This is a genomic window from Streptomyces sp. NBC_01077 (assembly GCF_045162855.1).
Lineage (GTDB): Bacteria > Actinomycetota > Actinomycetes > Streptomycetales > Streptomycetaceae > Streptomyces.
The window spans coordinates 8,860,637-8,872,940 of sequence record NZ_CP108669.1 but is presented as its reverse complement, the minus strand read 5'-3'; the positions used below and the strand labels follow the sequence as shown (position 1 = coordinate 8,872,940).

General features: G+C 72.6%; 14 protein-coding genes. 5 read left to right on the top strand and 9 right to left on the bottom strand.

Annotated features, from left to right (window positions below; translation table 11 throughout):
- Positions 1 to 303 precede the first annotated feature (303 nt).
- Complete coding sequence (locus OG462_RS39745; RefSeq protein ID WP_406065606.1) at positions 304 to 1,068, bottom strand: alpha/beta fold hydrolase; 765 nt, start codon at positions 1,066 to 1,068, stop codon at positions 304 to 306.
- Between the two features lie 160 nt (positions 1,069 to 1,228).
- Between OG462_RS39745 and OG462_RS39740 the strand changes: the two genes are divergently transcribed.
- The 3 genes from OG462_RS39740 to OG462_RS39730 all read left to right on the top strand — a co-directional run bounded on the left by OG462_RS39740 (position 1,229) and on the right by OG462_RS39730 (position 5,187).
- On the top strand, positions 1,229 to 3,814 hold the full coding sequence (locus OG462_RS39740; protein ID WP_406065604.1) for a SpoIIE family protein phosphatase: 2,586 nt from the start codon (positions 1,229 to 1,231) through the stop codon (positions 3,812 to 3,814).
- Positions 3,815 to 3,926: 112 nt separating this feature from the next.
- Positions 3,927 to 4,175 carry a type B 50S ribosomal protein L31 gene (locus tag OG462_RS39735; RefSeq protein ID WP_406065602.1) on the top strand — a complete coding sequence of 83 codons (249 nt, stop codon included), beginning with the start codon at positions 3,927 to 3,929 and terminating at the stop codon, positions 4,173 to 4,175.
- Positions 4,176 to 4,350: 175 nt separating this feature from the next.
- A complete protein-coding gene (locus tag OG462_RS39730) occupies positions 4,351 to 5,187 on the top strand; it encodes an SDR family oxidoreductase (protein ID WP_406065600.1) in 837 nt (278 codons plus the stop codon).
- A 132-nt stretch (positions 5,188 to 5,319) separates the two neighbouring features.
- On the opposite strand, the gene OG462_RS39725 is transcribed toward OG462_RS39730, so the two are convergent.
- Entirely contained in the window at positions 5,320 to 5,817 is a 498-nt protein-coding gene (locus OG462_RS39725; protein WP_406065599.1) for a peptidylprolyl isomerase, read from the bottom strand.
- Between the two features lie 132 nt (positions 5,818 to 5,949).
- Positions 5,950 to 6,165: a hypothetical protein gene (locus tag OG462_RS39720; protein WP_406065597.1), complete on the bottom strand. Its 216-nt coding sequence runs from the start codon at positions 6,163 to 6,165 to the stop codon at positions 5,950 to 5,952.
- Positions 6,166 to 6,400: 235 nt separating this feature from the next.
- Between OG462_RS39720 and OG462_RS39715 the strand changes: the two genes are divergently transcribed.
- Entirely contained in the window at positions 6,401 to 6,940 is a 540-nt protein-coding gene (locus OG462_RS39715) for a hypothetical protein (RefSeq protein ID WP_406065595.1), read from the top strand.
- A 55-nt stretch (positions 6,941 to 6,995) separates the two neighbouring features.
- Here the strand turns inward: OG462_RS39715 and OG462_RS39710 are convergent, their stop codons facing one another.
- From OG462_RS39710 to OG462_RS39690, 5 genes are all read right to left on the bottom strand, one after another.
- A complete protein-coding gene (locus tag OG462_RS39710; RefSeq protein ID WP_406065593.1) occupies positions 6,996 to 7,505 on the bottom strand; it encodes an NUDIX domain-containing protein in 510 nt (169 codons plus the stop codon).
- A 143-nt stretch (positions 7,506 to 7,648) separates the two neighbouring features.
- Entirely contained in the window at positions 7,649 to 8,329 is a 681-nt protein-coding gene (locus OG462_RS39705) for a response regulator (RefSeq protein ID WP_406065592.1), read from the bottom strand.
- Positions 8,326 to 9,588: a sensor histidine kinase gene (locus tag OG462_RS39700; RefSeq protein ID WP_406065590.1), complete on the bottom strand. Its 1,263-nt coding sequence runs from the start codon at positions 9,586 to 9,588 to the stop codon at positions 8,326 to 8,328. Before OG462_RS39700 ends, OG462_RS39705 begins: the two co-directional genes overlap by 4 nt.
- A gap of 112 nt (positions 9,589 to 9,700) precedes the next feature.
- Entirely contained in the window at positions 9,701 to 10,606 is a 906-nt protein-coding gene (locus tag OG462_RS39695) for a YhjD/YihY/BrkB family envelope integrity protein (protein ID WP_406065588.1), read from the bottom strand.
- 78 nt (positions 10,607 to 10,684) lie between these two features.
- Complete coding sequence (locus OG462_RS39690; RefSeq protein WP_406065586.1) at positions 10,685 to 11,158, bottom strand: winged helix-turn-helix transcriptional regulator; 474 nt, start codon at positions 11,156 to 11,158, stop codon at positions 10,685 to 10,687.
- A 113-nt stretch (positions 11,159 to 11,271) separates the two neighbouring features.
- Here OG462_RS39690 and OG462_RS39685 point away from each other — a divergent pair, with 113 nt between their 5' ends.
- Positions 11,272 to 11,787: a PaaI family thioesterase gene (locus OG462_RS39685; RefSeq protein WP_406065584.1), complete on the top strand. Its 516-nt coding sequence runs from the start codon at positions 11,272 to 11,274 to the stop codon at positions 11,785 to 11,787.
- Positions 11,788 to 11,880: 93 nt separating this feature from the next.
- On the opposite strand, the gene OG462_RS39680 is transcribed toward OG462_RS39685, so the two are convergent.
- Complete coding sequence (locus OG462_RS39680) at positions 11,881 to 12,246, bottom strand: luciferase family protein (protein ID WP_406065582.1); 366 nt, start codon at positions 12,244 to 12,246, stop codon at positions 11,881 to 11,883.
- Positions 12,247 to 12,304 lie beyond the last annotated feature (58 nt).

The window sequence follows — 12,304 nt, the reverse complement described above, 5'->3', positions numbered from 1 at the left end:
CCCGCCGCCCTTCCGCCTGCACGGTTCCGGGCTCGGGGAGGACCGGTGTGCCCCGTCCCCTGCCCGTCCCTCCAGGGTAAGACGGCCCCTTCGGCGACGGGTGGGTCGAAGGGGTACGGCACGACGAAGGGGAGCAGGTCGGTGAAGGGCAGGAACGAAAGTCGTCGCTTCCGTCGACGTTCGGATGACTTTCCCCCGGCCGGCACCCGGCCACCGACCCTCACCCTGAACGTGACCCTGACCCTCGACCTGACCGTGAACGTTCCCGCCCCGGCCCTCCCCGGTGAAAGCGCGATGGTCCCGTCAGCCGGCGAGGAAGGCTTCGATGACCTCGGCCAGCGCCTGCGGGGTCTCCTCGGGCGCGTAGTGGCCGGCGTCCTTGAGGACTTCCAGGCGCGCGTTGGGGTACCAGCGCAGCCAGGTCGCCTCCATGGCCTCGGCGCCGAGCGCCGGGTCGTGGGCGCCGACGGCGAGCAGGACGGGGACCGGATTGTCGCGGACGCGCTCGTGGAAGTCGGTGCGCGACCAGGAGTCCAGGTAGGCACGGAAGGCGGCCGCCGACGAGCGTCCGACGGATCGCTCGACGAGGGCGCTCAGCCAGGCGTCGTCGTACCGGCCGCCGGTGGTGTTGTCGATGATCGCGCGCCGGTTGGCCGTTTCCGCGGCGGCGCCTGCGAAGAGCTCCCAGGTCTCGCCGTCCAGGGGGAATCCCGCCGCCGAGACGGGCGAGATGCCGATGATCGAGCGGACGCGGTCGGGCGCGTCGAGGAGCATCAGCTGCGCGGCCTTGCCTCCCATCGAGTGGCCGATGACGGAGAAGGAGTCCCAGCCGAGGTCGTCGGCGACCGCGAGCGCGTCGGCCGCGACCTCCTCCATCGTGTACGCGCCCGAGTGGTCGAGGGCCTCGCCGTAGCCTCGGCAGTCGACGAAGGCGTAGGAGCCGGAGGCGTCGTTCAGATGGGCGCGCAGCGGGTCGAAGCTGGTGCGGTCGCCGAACCAGTTGTGGAGGACGAGGGCCCGCCGGGGGCCGTCGCCATGTACGTCGTACGGAAGAACCTGGCCCGTCATCGTGTCCCCTGGTCATGAGGTGGTGCCGTACGCCTGCGGCGCCGGTCGACGACCGAGTGTGACGGTGCGGGCGCGTATGGTCAACACCGCTCTCGCGGAGGTGGCGGCAGGGACCGGGTCCGGGATGCGGTGCCTTTCCCGTCGGGCGCATCCTGACTGTGTGACCTCGCACGGCGCGTCCGGCCCCGGCCCGGCGGGCGGTACCGGGCGTCCGTCCGGAAAGGGAACCGCCGACGGGCCCGCCTCGGGCGCCCTGACCTGGGTACTCGCGGAGTCCGCGCTGAGGGCGGTCGAGGAGGCGGGGGGCTACGCGGGCGGGGTGTATCTGCGCTCGGGGACCCCGGGGCTGCTGAGGCTCGCGGTCCTGGTGGGGCTGCCGGGGCCATTGTTCCGCCCATGGTGGCGGATGCACACGAACCGGCCGTTCCCGGTGGCGGAGGTCCACCGCTCCGGGCAGCCCGTCCATCTCGCCGATGTCGAGGAGGCGATGCGGGCCTTCCCCCAGCTGGTGGCAAGCCTGCCGTTCCCCTTCGCCTCGCTGTACGCACCGGTGGTCGCGGGCCGTGAGCGGTTCGGGGTGCTCGTGGTGCTGCGGGCGCCGACCCCCGGGGTGCCGGTGGACATGCGCGACCGGGGCCGGATGACCCGGGAGGCGCTCCGCCTCGGCGGGGCCCTGTCCGGCCTGGCCCACCAGGGGACGGTGGTCGAGTGGCCCGGCGATCCCGTCTGCGTCCAGCTGTCCACCGGCTCCGGGCCGCCGGTCCGGTTCGGTTCCTTCGACTGGGACCTGGACTCGAACGTGGTCACGCTGGACGACGGGCTCCTCGCCATCCTCGGTCCGGATGTGCATTCCCCCTGCCCGATCGAGGTCCTGACCTCCCTCCTCGAACCGGAGGACGGATACGCGCTGTGGGCGGCGGCCCGACAGGCCACGGGTCCGGACGGGCGCACGGCGGTGCGCAGGATCCGGTTGAAGGGTCCCGACGGCCGCCTGCACCTTCTGGAGGTGTCCGCCCGGACCAGGCAGGGCCCCCCGGAGGGTACGGGCGCGACGGGACCGGACGACGGCAGGCGCGCGCGGCACGGAGTCGGCCCGCTCCACCGCGACGTGGGGCACCTGATCGGCACGCTCGTCGACCTGGGGACCGGGCTGATCGGCTCGGACGCCACGGACCGGCTGCCGCGGGCGATCCTGGCGATGGACCGGCTGGGCCGGATCACCTACGTCAACGACCGCACGGAACGGCTCCTCGGCCGGACGCGCGGGGCGCTGGCGGGGCGGCCGCTCTGGGAGGCGCTGCCCTGGTTCGACCACCCCTTCCACGACGAGCAGCTGCGCGCCGCGCTCCTGTCCGGCGAGCCGATCCGTTTCCTGGCCCGTCCGGAGCGCGGCCGGTGGCTGTCGGTCTCGCTGCACCCGGGCCGGGACGGGGTGACGATGGTGCTGGTCCCCGAGGAGGACCCGGCGGTCCTGGCGCACAAGACCGGCACCGGACGGAAGCCGGAGGACGACCTCTCCTCCCCCGGTGACCGGGCCTCTGCCCTGTACCGGCCGGTGGCGCTGGCGATCGCGCTCACGGAGGCGGTGACGGCGCGCCAGGTGTCGGCGGTGGTGACGGAGGAGCTGTTGCCGGCCTTCGGCGGACGGCAACTGGCGATCTACCTGCTGAGCGACCGGCGCCTCTACCTGGCCTGGGAGACCGGGTTCCCACCGGGCTTCCTCGAACCTTTCGACGGTGTGGCGCTGGACGCCCGGCTACCGGGCGTGGAGACGCTGACGACCGGCAGGCCGCTCTTCTTCGAGTCCATGGAGCAGCTGCGACGGTCGTATCCGGACCTTCCGCTGGACGCCGAGAAGGGCGCCCGGGCCTTCCTGCCGCTGATCGCCTCGGGCCGGCCGGTGGGCTCCTGCATCCTCGGCTTCGAGCAGCCGCGCGGCTTCAGCCCGGAGGAACGGACGGTGCTCACGGCGCTCGCGGGGCTCATCGCACAGGCCCTGGAGCGGGCCCAGCGGTACGACACGGAGGCGGCGGTCGCCCGGGGGCTCCAGGACGCGCTGCTCCCGCACCGGCTGCCGGTGCGGGACGGGGTGGACACGGTGGGCCGCTATCTGCCGGGTACGCAGGGCATGGACGTGGGCGGCGACTGGTACGACGTGATCGAGACGGAGCGGGGCCGGCTGGCCCTGGTGATCGGCGATGTCCAGGGGCACGGGGTGGCGGCCGCCGCCACGATGGGTCAGCTGCGCAGCGCGGTACGGGCGTTCGCGTTGGGTGGCCACCGTCCGCAGGACGTGATGCGGGGCACCAACCGGCTGCTGATCGACCTGGATCCGGGGCAGTTCGCGAGCTGCTGCTACGTCCTGCTCGACCCGGAGTCGGGAGAGATGCGGGCGGTGCGGGCCGGTCACCCGCAGCCGCTGCTGCTGCGTCCGGACGGGACGACGCAGCTGCTGAACCTGGCGGGCGGGGTGGTCCTCGGCGTCGACGACCGGGCCTCGTACCCCGTGACACGGCTGAGGCTCGCTCCCGGCTCGGTGCTGGCCCTGTTCACGGACGGCCTGATCGAACGGCCGGGCAGGGACATCGACGAGGGGATCGAGCGCCTGCGACTGGCGCTCGCGGCGACCGGTTCGCTGCCGCTGTCCGAGGCGGCCGACCGAGTGATCCGGGAGGCCCGGCAGGCCACGGCCCGCCCGGACGACATCGCGCTGCTGCTCGCCGCGCGCTGGCCGGAGCACGACTGAGGGTTCACCCGGTCGGGCCCGTGGCGCTGGTCCGCTCCCGTGGCCGCGGGGAGGCTGGGGGTGCCGTGCCGATCAGGCCGGACGAGTCAGGGCGTGAGCCCGAGGAGGACACGTGCAGCAGGACAAGCAGCCCGAGTACGGCCCGGTGGTCTTCCGTGACCGCACGGCCGGGTACGCCTTTCTGACCCGGTCCACCGCGACCAGCGACCGGACCATCGAGTGGGACGACGGCAACACGTACCCCGTGGTCGACGTCGAGATCTCCTCCGAGAGCCACCCCTTCTACACGGGCACGGCGCGGACGGTGGACTCCGAGGGCCGGATCGCCAAGTTCGAGCGGCGTTTCGGCGAGGAGACCTGACCTCCCCCCGCTGCCCCTCCGGAGCCCCTCCCGCCGTCCCGCCCGCCCTCGCGAGAAGTTCTCGGATCCCGCTCGTGAAACTGGCCAGAAGGTGGCCAGTTCGCCTTCCAGGATGAGGTCACGAAGACGGCGGAGCGCCAGCGCTCAGCCGAGGACTCCCTGGAGGGGAACAACTGTGATCGTGGTGACCGGAGCGACCGGAAACGTCGGACGACCGCTGGTGGAGCTGCTGGCCGCGGCCGGTGAGCAGGTGACGGCTGTGAGCCGTCGGCCGGCCGTGGGGCTGCCCGCCGGGGTGACGCACCGGCAGGGGGATCTGGCCGATGTGGGCGGCCTCAAGGGGCTGTTCGAGGGTGCGGAGGCGGTGTATCTGCTCGTCGGGGGTCTCGGGGAAGAGCTGAGTCCGCGCGAGATCGTGGCGGCGGCGGTGGCCGCCGGGGTGCGGCAGATCGTGTTCCAGTCCTCGCAGCTGGTGGGGACGCGGACCGATTCGGTGTCGCACGACATTCTGCGTACGTTCGAGGCGGCGGTACGGGATTCGGGGCTGGACTGGACCGTGCTGCGGCCCGGTGGTTTCGCCTCCAACGCGTTCCTCTGGGCCGAGCCGGTGCGTTCGACGCGCACGGTGGCCGCCCCGTTCGCCGATGTGGCACTGCCGGTGGTGGATCCGATGGACATCGCGGGGGTCGCGGCGGAGGCGCTGCGCGACCCGGCACACGCGGGGCGGACGTATGTCCTGACCGGACCGGTGGCGGTGTCGCCGCGGGAGCAGGCGCGGGCCCTGGCCGACGTGGTGGGCGATCCGGTCGCGTTCGTGGCGCTGAGCGCGAGCGAGGCCCGGTCCCAGCTGGTGCGGTTCCTGCCGGAGGACGCCGTCGACGGGATGCTGTCGGTGATGGGCGAGCCCAGCGCGGAGGAGCAGCGGGTGAGCCCCGATGTGGAGCGTGTTCTCGGCCGGGCGCCGCGACCGTTCTCGGCGTGGGCGGAGCGGAACGCGCCCGCCTTCACGTGAGGCACGCGGCTCGGACAGCCGCGAGGGACCTCGGCGAGGGCGGGGACGCGCGTCGCACGGACGGCGTCCCCGCCCCGGCCGGGTGGATCGAGCGAGGGCGCGCGGCGCCCTCGGCTCAGCTCGGGAAGGCGATCAGGCCTTCACGATGCCGGACTCGGAGACCTTGATGGTCGCGGCGGTGGCGCCGGAACGGGAGCCGAGGCCCTCGATCTTCTTGACCAGGTCCTGGCCCTCGACGACCTCACCGAAGACGACGTGCTTGCCGTCGAGCCAGTCGGTGACGATCGTGGTGATGAAGAACTGCGAGCCGTTGCTGTTCGGGCCGGCGTTGGCCATCGAGAGCAGGAACGGGCGGTCGTGCTTCAGCTTGAAGTTCTCGTCGGCGAACTTCTCGCCGTAGATGCTCTTGCCGCCGGTGCCGTTGCCACGCGTGAAGTCGCCGCCCTGGAGCATGAACTGCGGGATGACGCGGTGGAACGGGGAGCCGGCGTAACCGAAGCCGTGCTCGCCGGTGCAGAGCTCACGGAAGTTCTGCGCCGTCTTCGGGACGACCTCGTCGAACAGCTGGAACGTGATCCGGCCCGCGGGCTCGTCGTTGATGGTGATGTCGAAGTAAACGTTGTCGCTCATGGGGACATCCTGTCATTAGTCACGCACGGCGCGCGCACGGGCCGCCTCCTCCCGGGTCACGGCGTGCCGGTGCCCCGCGACCCGTCAGGGGCGCGGGGCACCGGTCGCCGCGGGGGGCTCGGGTGGCACGGGTCAGAGCAGTCCGCCGGTGCCGGGGGCAGGGAGGGCACCCTCGGCGCCTTGGACGGTGTCGTGGACAACGGTCTCGACGCCCTGGTCCTCCTGGAGGAGGCCGGTCGCACCGCCCAGCGGGCTCTCGGCGGCACTGGCCTGCGGCGGAGGCGTGACGAGGGCGGTGACGACGCCGGCGGCAAGGGAGGCGATGGCGAGCATGCTGCGCTTCTTCATGACCGGGTCAACTACTGAGCGGCCGAGGAGTTACGGCCATCTCCGGATCCGGGCGAGCGGAACCGGCGGGGCGAGGACGGCGCGCGCGCCGATCCCGTGACCCCGGCCCGGAGACAGAGTGCACCACCTGAGAAAAATATGGCTTTTACCCCGTATTCGGTGGAACCATATGGTTGGTGTGGATGTCTCTGCCAGTGACACCTCTGTCCCCGGAGCAGGAGAAATGGGGGACGTCATGCATCACCGTCACACCCTCGCGGCCGTCGCCGCGGGAATCCTGTTGACCGCCGGAATCGGCGCCACGATCCCGGCAGGCGCCACCGCTCGGGCAGGCGCCGCGAACACCCCGTCCTCGCACTCGGCGATCCGGGCCACGGCCCTGGTCGTCAACGCCCGCTGGGGCGGCCACGCCACCTTCGACCGGCTCGTGATCGACGTACGGGGCGCCATGCCCCCGGTCACCGTGCACCAGGTCCGCGCACTGCACTACGACGGCTCGGGACAGAAGGTCCCACTGGCGGGGAAGTACTTCCTGGCGATCACTCTCACCCCCGCGGCCGCCCACGACGACTCCGGAAAGTCCGTCTACCAGGGACCCCGGCTGCTGAAGATCCATCTGCCCGCGCTCAAGGGGGTCGCGCTCACCGGCGACTTCGAGGGCGTCGTCGGCATCGGAGCCGCCTTCGACACCAAGCCCGCCTACAAGACCTTCAGGCTGCACTCCCCCGAGCGCTTCGTGGTCGACATCGCCCACCCGGTGGGCTGCCGCGCCTGACGGATCCGACCGGGGGTGGGAGCCGTCCCGAAGGACGGCCCCCACCCCCGTACTCCTACGGGCGGTCCCCCTCGGAACCGGTCTCCAGGTACAGCGGCGTGCCCGTCCTGCGGGCCCGGTCGATGCCCGCGAGGCGGGCGAACTCGCGCGGCTCCATCTCCCGCTCCCACTCGTCGAGCGTGCGCAGGCTGTAATCGCTGTGCTCCTCGGGGTCGAGGACGACGCCGGCGATCTGCTCGTCCGTCAGCTCGCCGCCGTCGAAGACGAAACCGATGTGGTTGGCGGGCCAGTCCTCGCCCCGATCGGTCACGAAGTGGGTGCCGAGGAGCCGCGGCTCGCCGGTGAAGGTGATGCCGGTCTCCTCGTGGCACTCGCGTACGGCCGTCTCCCAGGGTGTCTCCCCCGGGTCCATGTTCCCGCCGGGCCACTGCCACAGCTCCGTGCGGTAGCTGGCTCGCAGCTGGAAGGGGCGACCTCGGGTGTCGGTGAAGTAGAGGCAGGCGTACGCCGTCGCTCTCGGCAGGGTCGCGACGTACTCGACGGGCGGCAGCCAGATGTTCGCCATGGGCGGCTCTCTTTCGACGGGCCGATGGGATCACCTTCATCCAACCGGTCCGGGGCACGGCACCCACTCTCTCGGGGGCGGATCACCGGATCGTGTGATCGCTTTCCCGCCGGGCCGGGCCGTGATGCGTCAGGTCGCCGCCGTCAGGCCACGGAGACGAGTCCCGCCTCGTACGCGATGATGACCAGCTGCACGCGGTCGCGTGCGTCCAGTTTGGCGAGCAGCCGCGTCACATAGGTCTTGGCCGTGGCGACGCTGATGTGGAGTTCGGCCGCGACCTCCGTGTTGGACAGGCCCCGTCCGACCAGGGTGAGGACCTCGCGCTCGCGGTCGGTGATCCCCTCGGCCCGGCGCCTGGGCGCGGCGGGGGCGGTCCTCGGGCGGTCGGTGAACTCCTTGATGAGGCGCCGGGTGACGCTGGGCGCGATGAGGGCGTCGCCGGAGGCCACGACGCGGACGGCGGCGAGGATGTCGTCCAGGGCCATGTCCTTGACCAGGAACCCGGACGCGCCCGCGTGGAGCGCCCCGTACACGTGGTCGTCGTCGTCGAAGGTGGTCAGCACGACCACTCGGGCGTCGGTGGGGCCCTCGGTGATGAGGCGGGTCGCCTCGATGCCGTCCGTCCCCGGCATGCGCAGGTCCATGACGACGACGTCGGCGCCGGTCTCCTCGACGAGCCGGACGGCCTCGGCGCCGTCCGCCGCCTCGCCCGCGACGACGAGGTCGGTGGTGTCGGTGATGACCATCCGGAGCGCGGTGCGCACCAGGGGCTGGTCGTCGGCGAGGACGACGCGGACGGTCCGCTCGGTGGTGGTATCGGTCATCGGGGGGTGACTCCTGTGGGGAGGGGAAGGCGGGCGGTGACGCGGAAGCCGCCGCCCGGGCGGGGCCCCGCGGCGAACTCTCCGTGCAGCAGGGTGACGCGCTCCCGCATTCCGACGAGACCGTAGCCCGCCCCGTCGCCGACGGGGACCCGGTCGTCGCGGTCCCGATCCCGGTCCCGGCCCGGGTCGGGGCCACGGTCCTCCACGGTGAGGACGAGGGCTTCGGGGTCCTGCTGGTCGACGGTGACCGTGCAGGAGTCGGCGCCCGAGTGCCGTACGACGTTGGTGACGGACTCCTGGACGACGCGGAAGGCCGAGAGGTCGATGTCGTGCGGCAGCGGGCGGGGCGTACCGACGCGGTGGACGGCGACGCGGACGCCCGCGGCGGCGGTCACCTCGGCGAGCCGGTCGAGAACGGCGAGGCCCGGCATCTCCGGCAGCCCCGCGTCCTCGGCGGTACGCGCTCCGGCCTCTGCGGCCGCTTCGGTCCGCAGCGCGACGAGCATGCGGCGCAGTCCTGCCAGGGTCTCGCGGCTCGCCGTCTCGATCTCGGCGAGGGCCTGCCGGGCCTGCTCGGGCCGCTTGTCCATGACGCGCCTGGCGGCGCCGGCCTGGAGGGCGACGATGCCGATGCTGTGGGCTACCGAGTCGTGCATCTCGCGGGCGATACGGAGCCGTTCGGAGGTGACGGCCTGGTCGGCGGTCTGGGCGCGGGCCCGCTCGGCGTACACCCGGCCCTGCTGCTCCGAACGGCCGAGCAGCCACGCGACGGCGGCGGTGAGCGCGACGGCCAGCGCGCCGGTGGTGCCGACGATCCAGCCCGAGAGCAGTCGGACCGCGAGGTAGCCGACGAGGAGGCCGAGGGCGAGCAGGAGCGCCCGGCGCGCCTCGCGGGGCGGGCGGGTGGCCGCGATGGCGTAGAGGGCGACGTCGACGGCGAGGTACTGGGCGAGCGGGATGGCGGTCACGCCGAGCGGGGTGCTGGCGACGACCGCGGCCACGAGGAGGTACCGAAGGGCCGCTGCCGGACGGCGGGTCAGGAGCGCACTGCCGCGCAGGGCGAGGGCGGTGGCGAAGGCCATCATGGTGAGCCCGTCCCAGCGGAGGAAGACGACCCCGGCGAAGACGTCGGCCGCGTCCTGGCCGGGCAGCCGGACCCGCAGGAGGCCGGTGAAGAGCAGGCCCGCGAGCCAGGCGATCGCGGCCCACCCGCCGGGGGTGACCCTTCTGAGGAACGGGGCTGACGGGGTGGCGGACATGCGGTGATCGTAAAGGGGCGGTGGGGCGGCGGTCATCGGACCGGGGGTGTACGACCAGGGGTGACAGGCGCGGGAAGGGCCGGTGGCGCTGCCGAGGCGGCGTTCCGTGAGGTCATGCCGGGCTGGTGCGTTCCCGGTGCATGCGCCGTCGGACGACGTGCTCGTGGACCAGGCGGCCGACGAGGGCGCTTCCGTACACGACGAACCCGACGCCGACCAGCCACGACTGGAGGACGAGGACGGTGCCGAACTGGCCGTAGGTCACCGCGTTCGAGGCGATGAGCGGGGAGAAGACGAGCTGCGAGAAGATCCGCAGCCCGAGGAGGCCGAGCGCGGTCAGTACGGCCCCGGGGGCGAGAGCGCGCCAGCGGATGCGTCCGCAGAGCAGGAAGCGCTGCGACCACCAGAAGAAGAAGAACGTGCCGAGGAGATCGCCGAGGGCGACGAGCGCGGTGACCGCGGCCGAGGAGTCGGCCGGTGCGGGATTGGCGACGAAGAGGAGCAGGCAGGCGACGAGGACGGCGAGCCAGACGACATGCCGCCACATGGTGTGCCAGCGGGCCGTGGGGAGGTCCCAGGCGCGCTCGTACCCGGTCTGTACGGCGGACCCGAAAGTGACACCGAAGGCGGCGAGGGCGCCCAGGCCGAACGCGGTGGTGCGTTGCAGTGCCTGGCCCGGTTGGCCGAAGAGCCGCTCGACCTCCTCCTGCGAGACCTCGGAGACGCCCAGGCCCTGCACGAGCCAACGGGCGAAGCCCTGGCCGCTGGCGAGGTCGGCCGCGGCGACGACGATGAGGAGCGGCACGAGGGTGAGCAGGCTGAGCGCCGCGAAGCCCATGGCGCGGTGCATGAGTTCCATGGCGCGACCGCGGTTCCAGGCGAGCCCGACGGACGAGGCGAGGACGCGGGTGTGGAACCGATGGAACCAGTGACCGTGTTCATGGCCGTGTTCATGGCCGTGTTCGGTGCCGCGTTCGCTGGGGGCACCGTCGTACGGCGGACCGGGTGTGGAGGGCATGCCTCGTGGGTACCCGGCCGGGCGGTGGGACATCGCAGAGGTGCGGCCGAACGGGTGCCGGGCAGCCCCGCGTCCCTGTCAGGGGTGGAGCGGGCGGGCGCCGGGGCCGGGACGGACGGTGACGTCGCGGGCGGCCAGGGTGGCCTGTTCCTCGCCCTCGCACTGGACGACGACGCGGACGGGGGCTCCGCAGTCGGTGTGCCGGATGTCCAGGACCGGCCCTTCCGGCTCCCCCTGGTGGGTGTCGCCCCACTGCTTCAGGGCGAGGAGTACGGGCCAGAGGTCGACGCCCTTGGCGGTGAGCCGGTACTCGTACCGGGTCCGCGCGCCGGGTTCGCGGTACGGCTCCGCCCGCAGTACGTCGGCCGCGACCAGCTTGCGGAGGCGGTCGGCGAGGACGGCCTCGGAGAGACCGAGGTGCCGGCGGAACTCGTCGTAGCGGCGGACGCCGTTGAAGGCGTCCCGCAGGATCAGCAGGGTCCACTTCTCGCCCACGAGGTCCAGGGCGCGGCGGACCGGGCAGTTCTCCGTGTCCGTCTCCAGCCACTTCATCGTCACACTGTAGCCACCTGACTGTGTCGTTGACAGTCAGCTTTCAGGACAGCTAGCTTCGCTGTACAGAGCCAGCTGGGGAGTCAGCCGGCCACGTCGGGCGGAGAGTGGTCATGGGGCGGTCGCGCACGATCGAGTGGGAGGACGCCGGAGCCACCGCGCGGGCTGCCGGAACGATGGCGGGCCTCGACTTCCTGCGGGAGATGGTGGCGGGCCGCCTGCCGGGACCTCCGATCGCAGCGCTCCTCGGCTTCGGCCTCGAGGAGGTCGAGGACGGCCGGGCGGTGTTCGTCTTCGAACCGGGCGAGGAGCACTACAACCCGATCGGCAGTGTGCACGGCGGGGTGTACGCGACCCTGCTCGACTCGGCGGCCGGCTGCGCGGTCCACTCGACTCTCCCGCTGGGCACGGCGTACACCTCGCTCGACCTGTCGACCCGCTTCCTGCGGCCGATCACGACCGGCACGGGCAAGGTCCGGGCGATCGGCACGGTGATCTCCCGCGGGCGCAGGACCGCGCTCGCGGAGGCGGGCCTGTACGACGCGGAGGACCGGCTCCTCGCCCACGCGACCAGCACCTGCATGCTGTTCCCCCTCCCGACGGAGGGTTCCGGGGGCACGCGCGCATAGGGCCGGTGCCGACATCGGCGCGGGGCGCCGGCCGACGGCCGGCGGGAATCCGGTCGGGGAGGCGCCGGGCAGGGCTCCGGTTCGCGGTTCGGCTCAGCGGAGCCCGGGGACCGGGCGGGTGCGGGTGCAGCCGTCCGGAGCGACGTCGGGGACCCCGTTGGCCTGGAGGGCGGCGCTCACCAGGGTGGCGAGCAGATCGATGTCCGACCCCATGTCCAGGCGGACCGTCACCCACCCCGATCCGGCGCGGAGACGGACCGCGCTCGACCCCAGGAGGGCCGGGCGCAGTTTCGCGACCATCGCGCGGGTGAGGTGGACGTCGGCCTCGTGTTCACCGTGGAAATGCACGATCTCCTCCGTCGCCGTGCCCAATCCGAGCGCGGCGCCGCAATGGGCGCGGCCGGGGGTCAGCGAGGGCCAGCTCATCAGACGTTCACTGGCATGCCTGGCCGTGTTCATACGAGGAGCGTGCCGGGCCCCGGGGCCGTGCACAAGCGTCCGGCCGGAAGAATCCCGC